The organism is Pseudomonas sp. PDM31 (assembly GCF_019218965.1).
Lineage (GTDB): Bacteria > Pseudomonadota > Gammaproteobacteria > Pseudomonadales > Pseudomonadaceae > Aquipseudomonas.
On record NZ_JAHUWS010000004.1, the window covers coordinates 383,745 to 405,985 of the forward strand.

Annotated in this window: 12 protein-coding genes; 6 read left to right on the forward strand and 6 right to left on the reverse strand. The window is 58.2% G+C overall.

Going from position 1 to position 22,241, the window contains the following annotated elements:
* Positions 1-450: 450 nt before the first annotated feature.
* From KW839_RS10540 to KW839_RS10555, 4 genes are all read left to right on the forward strand, one after another.
* Positions 451-3,054, forward strand: a complete 2,604-nt coding sequence (locus tag KW839_RS10540) for a hypothetical protein (RefSeq protein WP_218424272.1) — start codon at positions 451-453, stop codon at positions 3,052-3,054.
* Positions 3,051-3,572 (forward strand): hypothetical protein, encoded by a 522-nt coding sequence (locus KW839_RS10545; RefSeq protein WP_218424273.1) that lies wholly within the window; start codon positions 3,051-3,053, stop codon positions 3,570-3,572. The genes KW839_RS10540 and KW839_RS10545 overlap by 4 nt, the downstream gene beginning before the upstream one ends.
* A gap of 34 nt (positions 3,573-3,606) precedes the next feature.
* Positions 3,607-4,890 (forward strand): hypothetical protein, encoded by a 1,284-nt coding sequence (locus KW839_RS10550; RefSeq protein ID WP_256352599.1) that lies wholly within the window; start codon positions 3,607-3,609, stop codon positions 4,888-4,890.
* Between the two features lie 228 nt (positions 4,891-5,118).
* Positions 5,119-5,955 carry a 23S rRNA (adenine(2030)-N(6))-methyltransferase RlmJ gene (locus KW839_RS10555; protein WP_060542682.1) on the forward strand — a complete coding sequence of 279 codons (837 nt, stop codon included), beginning with the start codon at positions 5,119-5,121 and terminating at the stop codon, positions 5,953-5,955.
* A 104-nt stretch (positions 5,956-6,059) separates the two neighbouring features.
* On the opposite strand, the gene msrA is transcribed toward KW839_RS10555, so the two are convergent.
* The 6 genes from msrA to aceE form a co-directional block, all read right to left on the reverse strand.
* Complete coding sequence (gene msrA, locus KW839_RS10560; RefSeq protein WP_060542683.1) at positions 6,060-6,707, reverse strand: peptide-methionine (S)-S-oxide reductase MsrA; 648 nt, start codon at positions 6,705-6,707, stop codon at positions 6,060-6,062.
* Between the two features lie 182 nt (positions 6,708-6,889).
* Entirely contained in the window at positions 6,890-9,586 is a 2,697-nt protein-coding gene (locus tag KW839_RS10565; protein WP_060542684.1) for a bifunctional diguanylate cyclase/phosphodiesterase, read from the reverse strand.
* Positions 9,587-9,841: 255 nt separating this feature from the next.
* On the reverse strand, positions 9,842-11,227 hold the full coding sequence (locus KW839_RS10570) for an alkaline phosphatase D family protein (protein WP_218424274.1): 1,386 nt from the start codon (positions 11,225-11,227) through the stop codon (positions 9,842-9,844).
* A gap of 288 nt (positions 11,228-11,515) precedes the next feature.
* Complete coding sequence (locus KW839_RS10575) at positions 11,516-12,793, reverse strand: hypothetical protein (RefSeq protein ID WP_218424275.1); 1,278 nt, start codon at positions 12,791-12,793, stop codon at positions 11,516-11,518.
* Between the two features lie 219 nt (positions 12,794-13,012).
* On the reverse strand, positions 13,013-14,956 hold the full coding sequence (gene aceF, locus KW839_RS10580; protein WP_218424276.1) for a dihydrolipoyllysine-residue acetyltransferase: 1,944 nt from the start codon (positions 14,954-14,956) through the stop codon (positions 13,013-13,015).
* 11 nt (positions 14,957-14,967) lie between these two features.
* Positions 14,968-17,613, reverse strand: a complete 2,646-nt coding sequence (aceE, locus tag KW839_RS10585; protein ID WP_060542688.1) for a pyruvate dehydrogenase (acetyl-transferring), homodimeric type — start codon at positions 17,611-17,613, stop codon at positions 14,968-14,970.
* 383 nt (positions 17,614-17,996) lie between these two features.
* Between aceE and glnE the strand changes: the two genes are divergently transcribed.
* Together glnE and waaF are read left to right on the forward strand one after the other, a co-directional pair.
* On the forward strand, positions 17,997-20,936 hold the full coding sequence (gene glnE, locus KW839_RS10590; RefSeq protein WP_218424277.1) for a bifunctional [glutamate--ammonia ligase]-adenylyl-L-tyrosine phosphorylase/[glutamate--ammonia-ligase] adenylyltransferase: 2,940 nt from the start codon (positions 17,997-17,999) through the stop codon (positions 20,934-20,936).
* Between the two features lie 269 nt (positions 20,937-21,205).
* On the forward strand, positions 21,206-22,240 hold the full coding sequence (gene waaF / locus KW839_RS10595) for a lipopolysaccharide heptosyltransferase II (RefSeq protein WP_060542690.1): 1,035 nt from the start codon (positions 21,206-21,208) through the stop codon (positions 22,238-22,240).
* The last annotated feature ends 1 nt before the right edge of the window (position 22,241 follow it).

The following is a 22,241-nucleotide window of genomic DNA, read 5'->3' on the forward strand; positions in this document are numbered from 1 at the left end:
GTAGCTGTAGGCAGTGACGCAAGATTTTGTAGCTTTCAAGGAGTGTTCGAGAGAGTTCTTAAACAAACGCGATTTATGCACCAACCCCTTCCTGCTACACGGCTCTCCCATTGTAGGAGCGAACCTGCTCGCAAAGGGCTCTGCCAGCGATTGCAGCGGTCCGAGGGAAGCCCACTTCGCTAGGTCGACACGATCAAAGAAGTGGCCGTGCATGGACATCTTCTCAGCAAGAGATTTTCCTTACGGATTAAGCGCACTCAAGATTCGGAATCCTCCTACGAGCTCCGTGAAAACGTCCTATTTAAAACCAAGTCCGCTTAGCCAAAGCTCCTGTCCTCTGGCACCAGCATGCATTACGGCCCTACCTGACCGTCTCCGCACGGTCCAGGAAGGAGCAGCCATGCGTGCTGACTACCCCGTGAGAGCTGCCACACAAGGAGTGAACACAGCATGCGCGACTTGCTCATCTGGTTTTTTGGCACCGAGTCTTCATTTGGTCGCAAGGCAGGTTTAAATAGATCGGCCATGCAGAGCTCCCCGGCCCTGACCGCTGCGCAGCCCTTACCGGAAAAATCTCTGCCACAAGAGTCCTTGCAACCGCTGAAGAACTGGTGCCATCCGTTCAAGGACAGCCGTAACCCACTGGAGCAACTGACCCACCTGGCCAATGCTAATGCCGGTTACTACCCCCTCGGGCGCGGCGGACTGTGGCACGGCGGTGTGCATTTCGACAGCGGCACCGCCGGCACCCTGAAACAATCCAGCGTGCACTGCCTCGCCGACGGCGAAGTGGTGGCTTACCGCATTGACACCCATTCTCCGAAAACAACTTACACCGCCAACCAGCAAGCATCTGAGAACTCCTACTCACGCAACTTCGTGTTGGTGCGCCATCGTTTGCAACTTCCCAGAATCCAGGGCAAATCGGATGCGCCGCCGAGCCTGACTTTCTACAGCCTGTACATGCACCTGCAGGACTGGGCGGTGTATCGGGATTCCACACTCACCCGCCCGGGTTTCTGGCCCGAACGACCAACTCATCGCGTGAAGCAAGCCGTAAAGGATTTCCACCCGAGTACACCTGAGCAGTCAGGCCTGCAAGTAAGTCACAAGTGGCATGGCCAGATGATTGATCTCCTGCCGCGAGGCGCTGAGGTGAACATCAGTGGCACTGGGGAATTCCGCAAGTTGGAAAACACCTTGGGGCCGGCCGAACTGCTCAATGCCGACGGTTCTATCAAGGGGTACATCGCTGCCAGAGTGCTCAGCGACCAAGACCGCAAAGAGACTCGTGTCCAGTCATCGCAACCAAAGGTTTACGTCCGCTCTTCGCCGGTGATTGCTAAAGACAACGTAATCTTCCAGCTGCCGACAGGATCAGATATCACGGTCAGTGGCACAGGCGAATTTCGCAAACTAGAACGCGTAAACCAATATGTGAAATTCGACGCGCTGGAAAACGCTATTGAGCCTGTAGCGGTTGATCAAGTGGTAGTGCTCGGTACCCCCGTCGCTGTCAAGGCGGGCGATCTGATCGGTCATCTTGGCCTGTATCACGACAACGGTACTGGCTTGCTGGAGGAAAGGCTGCACTTGGAAACCTTCAGCGGCGATGACGTTGAATTATTTATTGAAGCCAGTCGGGCCTGGGCCAAGCGCCTGCCGGAAAAAGACAAAACCTGGCTCAAACTCGCCGTGGGGACGCCCGTCGTTTCGCCGGAGGGCAATCTCACCGCTGGCCAATTGGAAGCATCGAGGGCCTCCAGTCCGCTCAGTGCTGCCGACTTGCTCGTCCCCAAGACTCTGTTGGACAAATTACCGGCCAGTCACAAGCGACACATGCCCGCGAGTCCGCCCCGCAAGGCGTGCAACTGGTATTACCTGGAAGAACTGTTGCATGACACCAATAACACTCCGCTGAAGGGCTGGGTGCGCGAAGAAATCGGCGTCACGCCTTGGGTGAGCCCGTGGGCGTGGGAAGGCTACGATTTTATCTACGAATACGACGTTCCTCAGGAATTCCTGGCCTCTTTCCTTCGTACCATGAAAAAACTGAGCGAGTCGCAACTTGAACGCTTTGGGCCAATTGCGGATGAGGGTGACACGGGGCCGTTGAAGCAGCGGCTGTACGACATTATCGACCGCAACCGGGATGGCCGGATGACAGCTAAAGAGCTGCGAGCAGCAATCAGCATGCCGGCCCACGCACAGGCGATTTCGCAGTTGATCGTTTGTTGTGACAGCGAGTGGTATTACAAGGAAGGCAAATGGGATCGACTTGATGAATTGCTCGGCCATAGTGGCTCGACGCCGAACTTGAATTGGTTTCAGGAGAAGCGGCGAATCAGGCAGTTGAGTTGGTGGAGTGAGGTGGCGGAGCGGGTTGGGCTGCCGGAGCATGGAGAGGTGTTTCACTTTCATCCAATAGGGTTGATTAGTCTTTTCGGCATCCTTCGAAGTCAAAACGACTTAATCGTCGAGCGAGGCCAAGTGACGTTCGATGCGGAAGGGAATGATATTCCCAGCAGTCCTTTTTTCAGTAGGCAATTGCATTGGCCAGGAGGTGCTTCGGGAGTGACGTTGGGGCGCGGTTATGACATGCGCCATCGAACACCACAGTCGGTTGCTTCTGATCTGATTGCCGCGGGAGTAGATACTATTTCCGTTGAAAAATTCTCCCGTGGTGCCGGTCTCTCCGGTCAAGCTGCTCGAGATTTTGTGAATCTGAATAGAGACGAATTCGGGTCTATTTCGCAGACAGCGCAACGAATTTTATTTGAAGATGTAGTGTATCCGCGATACGAAGTTGCTGCGCAAATACAATACAGCTCTACTATTAGCTCTGTTATGCCTGAGTGGAGAAGCCTTGATGCGCGGATTAGAGATATAGCTGTTGACTTTACATATCAACAAGGAAGCATTTGGAGTAGGCAGATGCCGTATATTTCCGAAAATAACCGCGAGTCGCTAGCAAACTACATCCAAGAAACTCAAGAGTTAATCCAATACGAACCAGGCCGAAACAGAGCAAGGTACTTGAGGGCGAGAGAGTGAAATCGTTTTTTTCTTTAGGGTTCTTACTAAATGCGCTGGCTTTCTTTTATTCTTTCGCTGAAGCGACAGATTTTTCCAGTCTGACAACATCAAGCGCGATTGCTGGAGTGGAAAAACAGACGTCTGTAAATGATTGGACCGGACTTTATCTCGAAAAAAGCGAGCTGTGCACGTACTTGGATGGCAGCGCCGAATGCTCCGCGAAATTCAACGATTGTCTTAGCATAAAGCCAGTTGCTTTGGGTTTTCAGGTGGAACTCACTAGTACTCAAGCCTATCAGCATGTTTGCGCGTTTTCATTGGTTATGGTCGCGACCGGTTCAGGGCTCGTATATAAGTCTGAAGTTGGTCAAGTTTTGCTTAAGCAGAGTGGAGGTTTTCTGGAGATTTTTTCGGAAGGAGTAGATCCGACCGCTCTTGGTTTGGGTGTATGTGGAGGGCATGCAGATATTGATGGGCTGCGATTCTCTATTGCAAACAAGGTGAGCAGCAGCTTGCAATGTAGTTCTCCAAAATGACCATCGAAATTGAGATGCCTAGGATACTGCATCTATGCCCGACAGAGGATTTGAAAATTTTGTTTTTCGAAAGTCGCTGCAATGCCCAAGGTGCTTGAAAATAATGCCAATCAGAATTGATAAGATCCCAAGTCCGGCGCCACGCCCTGACCCACCACGAGCCTGGTTATGGTTCAGTCTATTGATAGCGTCCTTATTGCTGGGTATTGGATGGATAGTATTGTTTGGCGGCCATACGACTACTCAACAGCCTATCGAGTTATGGCTCCCGGCCATCGGAATTCCTTTCCTGGGCTGGTGCGTGCTGGGCTTCGGTCGTTTGTTGCTTCACGTTGGTCAACATTCTGTTGCCGATGGCTGGGATGAGGCTCGTCAAAAGGACATGAGCCGTAAGTATCGTCAGGGGCGACGCTACCAGCAAGTATTAGAAGCGAGTCTGTATACCACGCTTCGAGTACCTGGGGAGCCTGCGACTCAGCAGTTTGATAAGTTACTGGGTGGCGTAACACCTTTGAGGGCGCAGCCAGCGAGGCAGGGCGGAGAGATATCGCGGCACACCCGCCTCTCCAGCGGTATCGATGGGGACCCCAGGCGAACGCTGTTGCGGATATTGAAGTCAGTGCTTGCCGATTTGGCGCCTGCTTTAGTGAAGCTTCCCGACAATCAGCCTTTGGCCCTTTTGCTGGAAGTTGATACCGGTTTGCCGGAGGAGCAATGGCGTCGAGTGTGGCGTCGCGCCTGGCGCGAATCGGGTATTCGTCAATCTTCCACCCCCCTCGAGGTCGGTGGTCTGACCGCAGTGGAACATTGGCTCGATCATCGTATCCAAGATCAGGCGTTGTTGTTGGTTGTCGCCTTGCAATTTGCTCCGAAGCTTCCCGCAGGCACAGCAGAAGTTGCTGCCGGACTGTTATTTGGAAATCAACTGACGCAAACCACTTTAGTACCTATCGCCCGCCTCCACCGTCCGGAACAAGAGCGTAAACCCACCGCTGATGATTTGGTTTACGCAACGCGCCAATCCCTCGATTGGGTACCGGTGGACACGAATTCCATCGAGCAAGTCTGGCGGGTGGGTATCGATTCGCAACGACATGGCGCGATTGCAAGTGCCCTGGCTGGCGTTCCCATGGGCAAAGCAGGCGTGTGCAATCTTGATGAGTCGCTTGGCTTTCCAGGGTGCGCCTCACCTTGGTTGGCGATTGCTGCTGCGGCGAAAACAATACAGCGTGGCATAGGGCCGCAGTTCATTTTCAGTGGCAGCGTTGCTGATAATGGTCTTTGGGGAACAGTTTTGACACCTATAGTGGTCAACTAACTCCAAACGCCTGGGTCGCAGGCTTGGATGTGCTGAAAGTGGTGGTTGGTGGTTGGCGGTTGCTCGCGCAGTCTTCGGCGGGTGAAGGCATCGTCACAAGATCAAGATCAAAAGATCGCAGCCTTCGGCAGCTCTACAGGGGGAGGAGGGCAGGTTGGCCGCTCGGCTGCGAGGTCCTGACTTGCCGGCCGGTAAAAGGTAAACTTGCCGCCCTGCGCAGGAGCAACCATGAATTATCGTCACGCCTTCCATGCCGGCAATCACGCCGATGTGTTCAAACACCTGACCTTGACCCGCCTCATCGCCTTGATGTCGCGCAAGGAGCAGCCGTTCGCCTATCTCGATACCCATGCCGGGATCGGGCTGTATGACTTGCAGGGCGATCAGGCCAATCGTACCGGTGAGTACCTGGAAGGCATCGCGCGTTTGTGGGATCAGCCGGATCTGCCGTTGCTGACGGCGGATTACATGCAGGTGCTGCATGAGATGAACCCCGATGGCCAGTTGCGCTATTACCCGGGCTCGCCGGAGCTGGCGCGCCGTCTGACTCGCCCGCAGGATCGGGTCATGCTCAATGAGAAGCATCCGGAAGATGGCCTGCTGCTCAAGGACAACATGGCCGGTGATCGCCGGGTCAAGGTGCATTTGGGCGAGGGCTGGCATGTTCCACGTGCGATGTTGCCGGTGCAGGAGAAGCGTGCGGTGATGCTGATCGATCCGCCGTTTGAAAAGCTCGACGAGATGCAGCGCTGCGCCGCATCGTTGAAAGAGGCGATTGGCCGGATGCGTCAGACCGTGGCGGCAATCTGGTACCCGGTGAAGGATCAGCGTGCGTTGCGCCGTTTCTATCAGGATCTGGCCGGCACCGGTGCGCCGAAGTTGCTGCGGGTAGAGTTGCTGGTGCATCCGCTGGATACGCCGGACTGTCTGAATGGTTCCGGGTTGGCGATTGCCAATCCGCCGTGGGGGCTGGAGGAGGAGTTGCGCGAGTTGCTGCCGTGGTTGTCGGAGAAGCTTGGGCAGACCCAGGGTGGGTGGCGGATGGATTGGTTGATTGCCGAGTAATGCTCGGCCCGTAGGAGCCGGCTTGCCGGCGATGGCGCCCTAAAGGTCACCGCTGGACCCACTGCCGCCATCGCCGGCAAGCCGGCTCCTACAAGTGCTTTGCGTCAGATCGGGCAAGTCACGCCCGTACCGCCGATCCCGCAATAGCCTTCCGGGTTCTTGGCGAGGTACTGCTGGTGGTAGGCCTCGGCGAAGTAGACTGTTGGGGCTTCTTCGATTTCGGTGGTGATCTGGCCTTTGCCAGCCTTGGTCAGTTCGACCTGGAACACTTCTTTGCTGCGTTCGGCGGCGGCCAGTTGCGTCGGGTTGGTCGCGTAGATCACCGAGCGGTATTGGGTGCCGATATCGTTGCCCTGGCGCATGCCCTGGGTCGGGTTGTGCAGTTCCCAGAACATCTTCAGCAATTCTTCGTAGCTGACTTTTGCCGGCTCATAGACCACGAGCACCACTTCGCTATGGCCGGTCAGGCCTGAGCAGACTTCTTCATACGTAGGGTTTGGCGTGAAGCCGCCGGCGTAACCCACCACGGTGCTGACCACACCTTCACGCTGCCAGAAGCGACGTTCTGCGCCCCAGAAGCAGCCGAGGCCGAAGATCGCAAAGTCGACATCGGTGGCGAACGGGCCCAGTAGCGGGGCGTCGTGGACGAAATGTCTTTCCGGTAGGTTCATCGGTGTTTCGCGGCCGGGCAGAGCTTGATCTTTAGTAGGAAGCACGTTTTTGTTCACCAGAATTTCCGAGCGCAGAACCATGATCAGTCCTCTCAGTCAGGTTGGGTTGTAAATAGTCAGAGCGTCAGTGTGCCCAATACCTGGCAGATGCGCACTACCCTTGTGGGAGCGGGCTTGCTCGCGAAGGCGGTTTATCAGGCACATTGATGTCGACTGACTTACCGCATTCGCGAGCAAGTCCGCTCCCACAGGGGATCTGTGTCTTACAGTGATATCGGGCCACGCGGGTAGCGCTTTAGCTTCTCAATCAGATCGGCGCCCGGGATCGGGCGGTCGAACAGGTAGCCCTGGCCGACGTCGCAGCGGTGACGGCGCAGGAACGACAACTGCTCGGCGGTTTCGATGCCTTCGGCCACGACCTTGAGTTTCAGGTTGTGGGCCATGGCGATCACCGCGGAGGTGATTTCCATGTCGTCCTGATTGTCCGGGATTTCGTGAATGAAGCTTCGATCAATCTTGATGATGTCGATGGGGAATTTTTTCAAGTAGCTGAGCGACGAGTAACCGGTGCCAAAGTCGTCCATGGCCAGGGTCAGGCCCAGGCGTTTGAGCTGGTCGAGTTGCAGGTGGGTGTCTTCGGTGGCTTCCAGTAACAGGCCTTCGGTCAGTTCCAGCTCCAACAGGTGCGCCGGCAGGGCTTCCTCCTTGAGGATGTTGGCAATGGAGGCAACCAGTTCCGGATCGGAGAACTGCTTGGGCGACAGGTTGATCGCCACCTGCAGGTTGCCCAGGCCGGCGGCGCTCAGCGCTTTGCTCATGCGGCAGGCCTGGCGGGCGATCCACTTGCCGATGGGAATGATCAGGCCGGTTTCTTCGGCGACGCTGATGAACTGATCCGGGCGGATCATGCCCTTTTCCGGATGATCCCAGCGCAGCAGTGCTTCCATACCCAGCAGGCGACCGCTGCGCAGACACAGTTTGGGTTGGTAGAACACGTCGAGTTCGTTCTGGGTCAGTGCGCGGCGCAGGTTGTTTTCGACGAACAGCTTGTAGCTGGCCTCGGCATTCAGTGCTTCAGTGAACACCTGCACCTGATGTTTGCCGTTGGCCTTGGCTTTGTGCAGTGCCAGGCCGGCGTTACGCATCAGGGTCTGCGGGTCACGTCCGTGCAGCGGCGCGCAGGCCAGGCCTACGGAGCCAGTGACACTGATTAACTGGTTGTCGACGAACATCGGCTTATCGAGGGTGGCCAGTAACTGATTGGCGACCTGCTGGCCTGACGAGGGATCGCTGTCGTCCAGCAGCACGGCGAATTCATTACTGGCGAAGCGCGCCAGGCTGCCGCTCGAGACCAGGCTGTTGCGCAAGCGTCGGGCCAGGCTGATCAGCAGTTTGTCGCCGGTCTGGTGGCCGAGGCTGTCGTTGATCCGCTTGAAGTTGTCGATGTCCACCAGCAACAGGCTGATTGGCGCATCGCTGTCCCGGGCGAAGCGTTCATCGAGGTTGCGGATGAAGGCAGGGCGGTTACCCAGGTTAGTCAGGTTGTCGGTGTAGGCCAGGCGCTCGATGCGTTGCTGGGCGAGTTTGGTCTGGGTGATGTCTTCGTAGATGCCGATGTAGTGGGTCAGTTCGCGGTTGTCGCCATAGACCTTGGAAATCGACAACTGGCCCCAGTAGGGTTCGAGGTTCTTGCGCCGGCTCTTGAATTCGCCCTGCCAGCTGTTGCTTTTGGCCAGCGCCGAAGGCGCGTCGAACAGCAGTTCGCTGAGGTTCTCCAGGGCGGGCAGTTCCGACAGGCGCTGGCCGTGGACTTCATCGGTGGTGTACTGGGTGATCGCGGTGAAACTTGGGTTGACGTACTCCACCACGCCGTCGCAGTTGACCAGTAGAAAGGCGTTGGCGCTTTGCTCGACTGCCCGCTGGAACAGGTACAGGGCGCTGGTGGCGGTGCGGCGGTTGTGGTTGCTGATGACCTGGGCGAACTGATCGGCCAGTTCGCCAGCAAAGGCGATTTCGTCAGATTGCCAGGCGCGGGTGGCGCCGTTTTGTTCGAGGCAAAGCACGCCGACCACCTGACCATCGACGCGGACACTGGCGTCGAGCATGGCGTTGACATCGCGCGGGCGCAGGCTTTCGGCTATTTCCCGGGTGCGCGGGTCGCGCATGGCGTTGTGGGCGTCGATGGCGCGGCCGGTGTGCAAGGCATCGAGATAGTCGGGGAAGTCGCTGACGTCGATCGGTTCCGGTAACTGGTACTCGTGGGTTGCACGGTGATAGGCCGAGATTGGCATCAGCCTTGAGCCTTCGAGATTCCACAGGCTGGCACAGTCGATCTGGTAAATGTCGCAAGCACTGCGCGTGATCAGTTCGGCGGCTTCTCGCAAGGAGTTGTTGCTGCTGTAGCGTTGACGGGTCAGCAGCAGGATCAGGTCTTGCTGAGCGCGCACCCGGTCAAGATGCTGCAACTGCTCCTGCTGGGTACGCTGGTTGAGCTCAAGGGCGATCTGCAGGCGCGAGTTCTGGGTTTCCAGGTCCAGGGCGGTCTGCAGCGGGTTATCCTCGAACAGGCCGCCGATCACCATCAGATAGCCACGCAACAGGTGTCGATTGTGTTGTTTGTAGGCTTCGCCCATCTCCAGGAGGTTCAGGGAGCCTGAGGGCGTGTGCAGGTTATAGTGGATCAGGTAGTGCGTGCTTTCGCTCAACTGTTGCTGGATTGCGTCGTGCAGTTGATAACGAACTTGCGGCTCCATCAGGCTGGCGTAGGGCGAGTCTACCAAGGCACAGAGGTCCACCGCCGGCAGGCCGAACTGCCGTTCGCAGTTGGGATCGAGAAACAGCAGCGCCCAGCTAGGTTCATTCAGCCGTTCGAAACGCAGCATGCCGAGCCGCGAGGGCACAGGCAATTGCGTCACTACCTCGGCCACCATACGGCTGGCGGCATCGGGTTGGCTTTTCATGGAGGGAACTCGCTTCGAATGTGCTGATAGCGCCGGGCTCACGCCCTCTCGATTATTGCGTGCGGCAAGGTTGCATCATTGCGACACCGACTTACAAGAGACATGAAGGCCAAGTGCTATAAGAATATGTCGGCAGGGGCGAAGATTTCTTCAGTAGGGGGCTGAAAGTAAGTGCCGGCCCATGAAAGATCGCAGCCTGCGGCAGCTCCACATGGAGCGCATTCCAGTGTGGGAGCTGCCGCAGGCTGGGATCTTTTATCGCAACGAAATGCTGGTCGATTGCAAAAGTCCGCCATTGCGATCGTGATAATTCACCTGAATGTGCCCGGCCTCTACCACCAGGTGGGCAAAGTTGTCCTGGCTGATCACCGGGCTGGTCAATTCATGCTGATAGTCACCTGTGGCCGTCCGTGCCAGCGGTTGGTCGAGGATAAAAGAGGATTGCGTGGCGTAGGGCAGCAATTTGCTGTTGCACAGGGGCGATGACACGATGGTGTGAACTTCGAAATCCGCATCGGCACTGTGCTTCAGTCGGCTGGTCAGGGAGCCATGAACATCGCCCGAAATGAAGATGACATTCTTTACGTTGTGCTCGCGGATCGTCTCCAGCAGGCGCAGGCGTTGTTGCGCAAAGGCTTTCCAGGCATCGCCATCGAGAATTTTCCGGTCGGGGTAAAACATGACGCTGGTGACCACGAATTTGACCCGGGCCGGGCTGTTGATCAGCCAGGTGCACAGCGCCTGTTCCTGTTCTGCATCAAGAATGCGTCGATCATCGGCACTTAAATTTCGGCGTGTGCGGCTGTCGGTTACAAACCATTCGATATCCCCTTCGAAGATCTGATACCAGTACTTATCCAGCTTTTTGTTTATTTGTCCGTCTGCGCAAAGTTCGTGGGCGGGACCATGGCTGGCCTGATATATCTCATAGGCTTTCAGAGCGTTGAGATATAAAAGTTCATCGCTTTTGCTTTTGTTGGCCGGCCAATTGTCTTCTATCTCGTGATCATCGAGGATCATGTAGGTTGGCAGGCTGGACATTAAATCGGCGATCCTGGGTTGCGAGAAGGCCACGCGATACTTTTGCAGGATGTCCTTGAGCTTGCGGTCTGGCGCGAAGACGTTCAGGTCATCGACGTAGATCTGGTCGCCGGTCATCACCAATGCGCTGACAGGCGGGTCGGCGAGTTCCGCCAGGCGTGACATCGACGCGAAGATCCTGTCTCCCAGATGCGGTGCCGCGGCAATGCCCGCGGTCATGCGCAGGTAACGGCAGGAACCGGTGAGGTAGGCGCGGGGCCGGGTTGGTTGAGTGGAGCGGGTGCGAAAACGATAGATCTGTTGCGGCCAGTGCAGAGGCGACTCCTCCGCGGGAGGTGTCGGGTGCATGGATTTGAACCAGCCCGCCTGATATTCATAGACGGTATCGGCACAAAGCCCATTCAGTGCGATGACTTCGGACATGTCGTGCGCAGGTTCGAGCCTGGAAAAAACACCCGGCGACCAAAGAACTTCGCCGCGGCGCCGATAACGAATCCCGGCATATGCCAGGTTGTTCTTTTGTACTTCGCCGCGCAAGAAAATGCGCGCATGGTTAATAGTCGTATGACCAATGATTGGGCCAACTGTCGGTTTAAGCATGTTTGAGTCCATTCGGTTTATGCTGATTAGGCAAATGATGTTGTTCTCGGCCGTAGTTAATTACCGTTGAATGATCCTAGTTATTTGACCTTGAAAAATGTCGAGCCGAAATGGATTCGATTTGTGGGCGAAGTCAGCCACAAATGTAAGAAAACGGTTTTCTTCAGGGCAAAAAAAGCCCCGCCAAATTGGCGGGGTTGAGAGACAAGCGTGGTGCTGTCGTTCAGCTTGATGAACGGCCGCGGCCCCACGCAGATGCTAAGGAAACGCTCGAAAAGGATTCAAGACTCAGGCGTCCAGTTCGTAGCGTCGTACCGACCCCGCCGAGTTATCAGCCTGCCCGCCGACTGCGAGCAACCGGGTACCGGAGCTCAGGAGAATGTCCCAGAAACTTCCCTCCGGCTCTTCGAACAAACCATGAGTACCAAAGTTTGTATCGGGTTGGCCATTGGCAAGGTAGCGGGCCAGAACGCCATGAAATCGTGGCCCTGGCGAGATGACCTGGCCGGCACACAGGATCAAATTATCGGGGTCCGGTTGTACGCGCTCGAAACGAAAGGTGCGGGTGTCGGCCGGGGTAAGTACAGGCTCGAAGCTCTGGTCGATCCATCCGTCAGCAGTAAACCTGACCGTCCAGCCGGCAGTAGTCTGCTGGTCGGTCAAAAAATAGCCAGAAGCGAGCAATTTTTCATCCGGTGTCGGGGTCAGTGACAGGAAGGCGCGTTTGCCAGGTATGTCCGTGAAGCCCGCTACGCCGAATGACAGGTCGGGTTCACCGTCCAGGGTCAGGGCAGCCAGCAATGCGCCTGCTCTATGCTGACCGGCCAATACGAGGCGTGGTTCGAGGCTGCCCACAACCTGTGCGATGACTCCATTCAATTGGCAGGGGCCGTTTTTGTAAGTGATCTCGGTGTAGCCTTTGCCGTGAAATCCGGTATCAAGTTTGCCGTTCTGGGCCAGGCGGATCAGAACGGTCCTGGCCGGTTCGTCGAACCAATTGTCGACCACGAAAGGAATCAGTATTTGGCCCTTGGGAGTCACGATGGGTGATGAGCTGTGGTTGCCATTGCGAGCCCCACTGCGTGCCATTGAGGTCCGGGCCGCGGTTTTTCCAGAGGAGCCCAGCTCGACGATGGTCACGCCCTCGGTGCCGAAAGTACGGTCACGTTGCCCATTGCTCAGGTACATGGCGAACCCTGGAATGAACTCATGCTCATCGTCGATCATGGCTGTCAGCAGCAGTCGACCGTCAGGCATCAATTGAATATTGATACCGTCGCTGTTGCGTTCATCATCGAAATTTTCAGCGACATGGCCACCGCTACCAAAACTCCGGTCCAGACTGCCGTCCTCATTCAAAGCGATCAGCAGGGCATGGCCGGCGTAGCTGCTGACGAGCACCAATGAGCGATCAGGGCGCATAACCACCCCATAGATGGACGAGGCAGACACCCCATTGCCCAGCAGTGCTGCGTTGCACACAACCGTGCCGAGGGTGCCGAAGGTCGTATCCAGGCGTGGAGTGGAGAGGGGGGTGGTGCTGATGGGTTCAAGTGGGACTTGCATGTCTATCATCCTTGTTAGTGGGGCAAAGTTTTGCCCTGTTAATGGATGAAACGACAAAAAGGCTGAAGCGCTCAACTCTCAGAAATACCAGTTTTGGTCTTTTGGAGTGGCCTTGGAAACAAAAAAAAACCCCGCCAAATTGGCGGGGTTGAGGTACGAGCGTGGCGCTCGGAAACGTGGAACGCGACGGGCCCTCCGGTGAAGGAGGGCCGGCCGGTATTACAGCAGCATGGTGCGGATGTCGCCCAGCAGGTCGCTCAGACGCTTGGTGAAGCGTGCAGCAGCGGCACCGTTGATCACGCGGTGATCGTAGGACAGCGACAGGGGCAGCATCAGTTTCGGCTGGAAGGCTTTGCCGTCCCAGACTGGCTGGATGGTTGCCTTGGAAACACCGAGGATCGCCACTTCCGGCGCGTTGACGATCGGCGTGAAGCCGGTGCCGCCAATGTGGCCGAGGCTGGAAATGGTGAAGCACGCGCCTTGCATCTCATCCGACGAGAGCTTCTTGGTCCGGGCTTTTTCAGCCAGGGAAGCAGCCTCGGCGGCCAGTTGCAGCAGGCTCTTCTGGTCGACGTTCTTGATGACCGGTACCAACAGGCCATCCGGGGTGTCGACGGCGAAACCGATGTTCACGTACTTCTTGCGGATGATCGCCTTGCCGCTTGGTGCCAGCGAACTGTTGAAGTCCGGCAGTTCCTTGAGCAGATGCGCGCAGGTCTTGAGCAGCAGTGGCAGGATGGTCAGCTTGACGCCAGCCTTCTCGGCCACGGCTTTCTGGCCGACGCGGAACGCTTCGAGTTCGGTGATATCCGCCGAGTCGAATTGCGTCACGTGCGGCACGTTCAACCAGCTGCGGTGCAGGTTGGCAGCACCGACCTGCATCAGGCGGGTCATCGGCACTTCTTCGATTTCACCGAAGCGGCTGAAGTCCACGACCGGAATCGGCGGGATGCCCGCGCCACCGGTTGCGCCAGCAGCAGCGGCCGGTGCTTCCTTGGCCTTCTGCATCATGGCTTTGACGTAAACCTGCACGTCTTCTTTCAGGATGCGACCGTGCGGACCGCTGGCGCCAACGGCACTCAGCTCGACGCCGAATTCACGGGCCAGTTGGCGCACTGCCGGGCCGGCGTGAACCTTGGCGCCTGGTTTGGCTGGAGCAGCAACCGGAGCAGCAGGTGCAGCGGCAGCCGGAGCAGCAGCGGCTGGCGCAGGAGCGCTCGCAGCAGCGGCAGGTGCCGGGGCAGCAGCAGGCGCCGCGCCTTTGACTTTCAGCTTGAGAATCAGGTCGCCGGTGCCGACTTCGTCATCGAGCTTGACGGAGACGCTTTCCACCACACCCGCGGCAGGCGATGGGATTTCCATGCTCGCCTTGTCGGATTCCAGGGTGATCAGCGACTGGTCGGCTTCAACGGTGTCGCCGGCCTTGACCAGGACTTCGATGATCTTGGCCTTGCCCGCCGAACCGATGTCCGGAACGTGGATGTCCTGAACGCTATCGGCAGCCGGTGCAGCAGGAGCGGCGGCCGGTGCCGGAGCAGCGGCAGGAGCAGCAGCCTGGGCTGGAGCTGCGGCCGGCGCCGCAGCGCCCGCCACTTCCAGATCCAGAATCAGGTCGCCGGTGCCGACTTCGTCGTTGAGCTTGACGCTGATGGCCTTGACCACGCCAGCGGCAGGCGACGGGATTTCCATGCTGGCCTTGTCGGATTCCAGGGTGATCAAAGATTGATCAGCTGCGACGGTGTCGCCGACCTTGACCTGGATCTCGATGATCTGGGCCTTGCCCGACGAACCGATGTCCGGCACGTGCACTTGCTGAACCGAAGCGGCAACCGGCGCAGCAGCAGGAGCGGCCGGCGCTGGAGCAGCGGCCGGTTTCTCTTCGGCTTTGGCGGCTGGCGCAGCGGCGGCCGCTGGAGCCGCAGCAGCGGCACCTTCGACTTCCAGCTCCAGCAGTTCGTCGCCTTCTTTCAGGCGATCGCCCAGCTTCACTTTCAGGCTCTTGATGATACCGGCCTTCGGCGCAGGCACTTCCATGCTCGCCTTGTCCGATTCCAGCGTCAGGATGCTCTGGTCGGCTTCAATACGGTCGCCGACCTTCACAAACAGTTCAATTACTTCACCTTCACCGCTGCCGATGTCAGGTACGCGAATGAGTTCGCTCACAGAATCTCTCCTCAGCAGTCCAGTGGGTTGAGTTTTTCCGGGTTGATACCGAACTTGGCAATGGCTTCAGCCACAACCTTAGGTTCGATGTCACCACGGTCAGCCAGTGCTTCCAGGGCTGCCAACACCACGAAATGACGGTCAACTTCGAAGAAATGACGCAGTTTCTTGCGGCTGTCGCTGCGGCCGAAACCGTCGGTGCCCAGGACTTTGAATTCCTTGGACGGTACCCACTGACGGATCTGCTCGGCGAACAGCTTCATGTAGTCGGTAGAGGCGATGACCGGACCTTTACGGCCGTTCAGGCACTCTTCGACGTAGCTCAGCTTCGGCTTCTGGCCAGGGTGCAGACGGTTGCTGCGCTCTACGGCCAGGCCATCGCGACGCAGTTCGTTGAAGCTGGTAACGCTCCACACGTCGGCGCCGACGTTGAACTCTTCACGCAGGATCTTCGCTGCTTCACGGACTTCACGCAGAATGGTGCCGGAGCCCATCAGCTGAACGTGGTGCGCCGCTTCGCGGGTGTCTTCTTCGAGCAGGTACATGCCTTTCTTGATGCCTTCTTCGGCACCGGCCGGCATGGCTGGCTGCTGGTACGACTCGTTCATCACGGTGATGTAGTAGAAGACGTCCTGTTGCTCTTCGGTCATCTTCTTCATGCCGTCCTGGATGATCACCGCCAGCTCGTAGCCGTAGGTTGGATCGTAGGTGCGGCAGTTCGGGATGGTCGCGGCCAGCAGGTGGCTGTGACCGTCTTCGTGTTGCAGGCCTTCACCGTTCAGGGTGGTACGGCCGGCGGTGCCGCCGATCAGGAAGCCACGGGTACGGCTGTCGCCAGCGGCCCATGCGAGGTCGCCGATACGCTGGAAGCCGAACATCGAGTAGAAGATGTAGAACGGCAGCATTGGCTGGTTGTGGCTGGAGTACGAAGTACCGGCAGCGATGAAGGAGCTCATGGCGCCCGCTTCGTTGATGCCTTCTTCGAGGATCTGGCCCTTCTTGTCTTCCTTGTAGAACATCACCTGGTCTTTATCGACTGGCTCGTAGAGCTGGCCGACGGACGAGTAGATGCCCAACTGACGGAACATGCCTTCCATGCCGAAGGTACGGGCTTCGTCCGGAATGATAGGAACGATGCGTGGACCGATTTCCTTGTCCTTGACCAATTGCGCCAGGATGCGCACGAAAGCCATGGTGGTGGAAATTTCACGGTCGCCCGAGCCGTCGAGGATGGCCTTGAGGGTATCCAGTGGCGGCGTCGGTACGCTGAAGCTTTGTGCGCGACGCTGTGGCACGAAACCACCCAGAGCAGTGCGGCGCTCGCTCAGGTAGCGGGCTTCGGCGCTGTTTGGTTCTGGCTTGAAGAACGGCAGGTTCTCCAGCTCTTCGTCCTTGACCGGAATGTCGAAGCGGTCGCGGAACAACTTCAGGCTGTCGACATCGACTTTCTTGGTGTTGTGCGCGGTGTTTTTCGCTTCGCCGGCACCGGTGCCATAACCCTTGATGGTCTTGGCCAGGATGACGGTAGGTTGTTCTTTGTGGTTGACCGCTTCGTGGTACGCCGCGTAGACCTTGTACGGGTCGTGGCCACCACGGTTGAGCTTCCAGATCTCGTCGTCGGACAGGTCTGCAACCATCGCCTTGAGTTCTGGCGAGTTGAAGAAGTGTTCACGTACGAACGCGCCGTCTTTGGCTTTGTAGTTCTGGTACTCGCCGTCGATGACTTCGTCCATGCGGCGTTGCAGGATACCGTCGACGTCCTTGGCCAGCAGTGGGTCCCAGAAACGGCCCCAGATGACTTTGGTCACGTTCCACTGAGCACCGCGGAACACGCCTTCGAGTTCCTGGATGATCTTGCCGTTGCCGCGAACCGGGCCGTCGAGGCGCTGCAGGTTGCAGTTGATGACGAAGATCAGGTTGTCCAGCTTCTCGCGGCCAGCCAGGGAGATCGCGCCCAGGGATTCCGGCTCGTCGCACTCGCCGTCGCCCAGGAAACACCAGACTTTTTGCTTGCCGGCAGGAATGAAGCCACGGGCTTCCAGGTACTTCATGAAGCGAGCCTGGTAGATCGCCTGGATCGGACCCAGACCCATGGATACGGTCGGGAACTGCCAGAAGTCAGGCATCAGCCAAGGGTGCGGGTAGGACGACAGGCCCTGACCGTCTACTTCCTGGCGGAAGTTGTTCATCTGGTCTTCGGTGATGCGGCCTTCCATGAATGCACGGGCGTAAACGCCTGGCGAGGTGTGGCCCTGGAAGTAGATCAGGTCGCCGCCGTGTTCGTCGGTCGGGGCCTGGAAGAAGTAGTTGAAGCCGATGTCATACAGGGTCGCACTGGAAGCGAAGCTGGAGATGTGACCACCCAGGTCAGAATCTTTCAGGTTCGTACGCATTACCATGGCCATCGCGTTCCAGCGTACCAGCGAGCGAATGCGGCGTTCCATGAACAGGTCGCCAGGCATGCGTGCTTCGTGGGTAACGGGGATCGTGTTGCGGTAAGGCGTGGTGATGGCGTAAGGCAACTGCGAGCCGCTGCGGGTCGCGAGTTCACCCATACGGGTCATCAAATAGTGAGCGCGGTCTTCGCCTTCTTTGTCGAGAACCGATTCCAGGGCGTCCAGCCATTCCTGGGTTTCGACGGGATCGAGGTCTTGCATGGCTTGCTCCAGGGCGGAAAGGCTTCCAGAATCGGTTGCCTGAGTTTGCGACTGGCCTTGTGGGCAGACGTTATGAATTCTTGGATTGCCGACAGGTTGTTCCGGCGGCGTGTAGTTTTACTACAAATCATCCGGCATTTCAGCTTCGCTAATGTATATACGAGTAGTAAAACTACAGATCAGCGGCTTGTGGCCCTCGGCTGCGTTGTGAGATTAATCATTAAGGTTGGTGTTTTATCAACCAAATCAGGTAAAAGTTTGATGCTGGCTGCCACAATAAAAGAAAATTCAGCTATTTCTAACTTTTGTTCGACACTCCTTCAGGTAGTGGGTTTGCCAGATTCACTACATGCAGCCCGTTGCACGCCGATCAAGGATAGACCATGAGCCTCCCACCGCTTGCCGTACTGCCCGCCATTCTTGTGCCGTTTGTCACCCGCGCCGAGCAGTCGTTTCGTGACGCCGTCGCCGCCCTGGACGATGATCATGGGCTGTCCACGTGGACGCCTGAACGCTGGGCGCAATTTGCGCGGGTAACCGCCGCCAGCGATTTCGTGATTGAACAGAGCGTTCGTGACCCTTTGATGTTGCTGGATCTGGTGCAGTCCGGCGAACTGGACCGGCGCTTCGCCGCCGGTGAGTTGTGCGCGCAGATCGCTGGCGCCGTAAATGCCGCCGAAACAGAAGATCAACTGGGCCGCGCCTTGCGTCGGCAGCGAGCGCGCCAGCAGGTGCGGATCATCTGGCGAGACCTGACCCGCCAGGCTGACCTGGTGCAGACGTGCCGCGACCTCTCGGACATGGCCGATGCGAGTATCGATCAGGCCTATCGGTGGTTGTACACGCAACATTGCCAGCAGTTCGGCGTGCCGACCGGTCGGCGCAGTGGCGAGCCGCAGCAGATGGTCATCCTTGGCATGGGCAAGCTCGGTGCAGTGGAGCTCAACCTGTCGTCGGACATTGACCTGATTTTCGCCTATCCCGAGGGCGGCGAAACAGTCGGTGTCAAACGTGCCCTGGATAATCAGGAGTTCTTCATTCGACTCGGTCAGCGCCTGATCAAGGCCCTGGATCCGATGACTGTCGACGGTTTCGTATTCCGCGTCGATATGCGCTTGCGTCCTTACGGTTCGTCGGGTGCCCTGGTGCTGAGTTTCAACGCACTGGAACAGTATTATCAGGATCAGGGTCGTGACTGGGAACGCTACGCGATGATCAAGTCGCGGGTGGTGGCCGGCGATCAGGTAGCTGGTGCACAGTTGCAAGACATGCTGCGCCCGTTCGTATACCGGCGTTACCTGGACTTCTCGGCCATCGAAGCGCTGCGCACCATGAAGCAGCTGATTCAGCAGGAAGTCCGGCGCAAGGGCATGGCCGACAACATCAAGCTCGGCTCCGGCGGTATTCGCGAGGTGGAGTTTATCGCCCAGGCTTTCCAGCTGATCCACGGAGGTCGGGACCTGAGCCTGCAACAACGTCCACTATTAAAGGTGTTGGGCACGCTCGAAGGCCAGGGGTACCTGCCGCCAGCGGTCATCAGCGAATTGCGCGAAGGTTACGAATTCCTGCGGTACACCGAACACGCGATCCAGGCAATTGCCGACCGGCAGACGCAAATGCTGCCGGACGGTGAGCAGGATCAGGCACGCATTGCCTTCATGTTGGGCTTCGCCGATTGGCCGGCATTTCATCAACAACTGATGTATTGGCGTGGTCGCGTCGCTTGGCATTTCGCCCAGGTGATTGCCGACCCTGATGAAGAGCAAGGCGCCGAAAGCGAAGTCGTGGTGGGCGGAGAATGGTTGCCGTTGTGGGAGCAGTCCCAGGACGAAGAGGCCGCTTGTCGTCAGCTTGAAGAGGGCGGCTTTGCTGATGCCAGCAAGGCGTTGAAAGCCCTGGCCGGCCTGCGTGGCAGTCCACAGTTGCGTGCCATGCAGCGTCTCGGGCGTGAGCGTCTTGATGCCTTTATTCCTCGCTTGTTGGCCCAGGCCGTTGAGCACGCGGATCCCGATCTGGTGCTGGAGCGGGTGTTGCCATTGGTTGAGGCCGTGGCCCGGCGTTCCGCTTATCTGGTATTGCTGACCGAAAACCCCGGGGCACTGCGTCGATTGCTGACCTTGTGCGCCGCCAGCCCTTGGATCGCCGAGCAGATCACCCGGTTCCCGTTGTTGCTGGATGAGCTGCTCAACGAAGGCCGGCTGTTCAAGCCGCCATTGGCGCCGGAACTGGCCGCTGAACTGCGCGAACGCCTGACGCGGATTCCCGAGGACGATCTCGAACAGCAAATGGAAGCCCTGCGCCATTTCAAGCTGGCACACCGCTTGCGCGTCGCCGCTTCGGAAATCGCTGGCAGCTTGCCACTGATGAAAGTCAGCGACTATTTGACCTGGCTTGCCGAAGCAATTCTCGAGCAGGTGCTGGCGCTGGCCTGGCGCCAGACCGTGGCCAAGTACGGTACACCGTTGCGCACCGATGGCACGTTGTGCGATCCCGGCTTCATCATTGTCGGTTATGGGAAAGTCGGCGGCATCGAACTCGGGCATGTTTCGGACCTGGACCTGGTATTCATCCACGATGGCGATCCCCAGGCTGAAACCGACGGACCGAAACCGATCGATGGCGCACAATTTTTCACCCGGCTCGGGCAGCGGATCATTCACCTGCTGACGGCCCAGACCAACTCCGGTCAGTTATATGAAGTGGACATGCGCCTGCGACCTTCCGGTGCGTCGGGTTTGCTGGTGACTTCGCTGGGCGCATTTGCCCGATATCAGCAAGGCGAGGCCTGGACCTGGGAACATCAGGCGTTGGTAAGGGCGCGAGTGCTGGTCGGCAGCGAGGATGTCGGTCGGGCATTCGAGCAGATTCGCGCGCAGATCCTGGGTCAGGTGCGCGACCTGTCGACCTTGCGCAAGGAGGTCAGCGAGATGCGCGCCAAGATGCGCGATAACCTCGGCAGCAAGAGTACGGCGGCCGGCACCGGGGCGAATGCCTTCGAAGCCACGGCGCCGTTCGATCTCAAGCAGGACGCCGGAGGTATCGTCGATATTGAATTTATGGTGCAATACGCGGCCCTGGCGTGGTCGCAAACGTGCCCGCCGTTGCTACGCTGGTCTGACAATATCCGCATTCTGGAAGAGCTGGAGCGCGAAGGGCTGATGCCTGCCGAAGACGCCAGTCTGCTGCGCGAAGCTTATAAGGCCTACCGCTCCGCAGCCCACAAACAGGCCTTGCAGAAGGACGCCGGGGTGATACCGGGCGACCAGTTCGTGGATGAACGGCGGCAGGTGATGCGAATCTGGCGCGAGCTGGGGCTAGGCTGAAACGGAATTTGCAACATCGAATACCCAGTGTGGGAGCGAGCTCGTGTGGAGAGGGGGGCTCAATGTGGCGAGGGGCTTGTGTGGTGGTGGGGCTTGTGTGGCGAGGGGGCTTGCCCCCGTCGGACTACGCAGTAGTCCCCGACCACTGTTATAGGGCCGCTTCGCCGCCCAGCGGGGGCAAGCCCCCTCGCCACATTTGATCTGCAGTGTTTTGTAGAATTTTCGAGGCGGGGAGGCGTAGGCCTCCCCGGTTCGTTTTTGGAAACCACATGAAAATTCTGATTGTAGGGCCCAGTTGGGTCGGTGACATGGTGATGGCGCAGACACTTTTTCAGTGCCTGAAACAGCGTCACCCGCAATGCGAAATCGACGTGCTGGCCCCCGAGTGGAGCCGGCCGATTCTTGAACGCATGCCCGAAGTGCGCCAGGCCTTGAGCTTTCCGCTCGGCCATGGCGCGCTGGAGTTGGCCACGCGCCGGCGCATCGGCAAATCCCTGGCCGGCCAGTACGATCAGGCGATCCTGTTGCCCAACTCCCTGAAATCGGCACTGGTGCCGTTTTTTGCCGGCATCGCGAAACGCACTGGATGGCGCGGCGAATTCCGTTACGGCCTGCTCAATGACGTGCGAACGCTGGATAAAGAGCGTTACCCGCTGATGATCGAGCGCTTCATGGCCCTGGCTTATGAGCCGGGTGCCGAGATGCCCAAGCCCTATCCGCGGCCGAGGCTGAAAATTGACCCGGTGACCCGCGAGGCGGCATTGGCCAGGTTTGGCCTGGCCCTCGATCGCCCGGTGCTGGCGTTGTGTCCTGGTGCCGAGTTCGGCGAGTCCAAACGCTGGCCGTCCGAGCATTACGCCAAGGTCGCCGAAGCTAAGATCCGGGACGGATGGCAAGTCTGGCTATTCGGCTCGAAAAACGATCATGCCGTCGGTGAGGATATCCGCGCGCGGCTGATTCCCGGTTTGCGCGAAGAGTCAGTGAACCTCAGTGGCGATACCTCGCTGGCCGAGGCCATTGATCTGTTGTCCTGCGCCGACGCGGTGGTCTCCAACGACTCCGGCCTGATGCACGTCGCCGCCGCGCTGAATCGCCCGCTGGTGGCGGTCTATGGCTCGACATCGCCAGGCTTCACGCCGCCGCTGGCCGATCAGGTCGAAATCGTGCGCCTGGGCATCGAGTGCAGTCCGTGTTTCGACCGCACCTGCCGCTTTGGTCATTACAACTGCCTGCGCCAGCTCATGCCGCAAGCGGTGAACGAAGCCTTGCAACGGTTGCAGGGCACTGTGGTCGAGGTCAAATAGC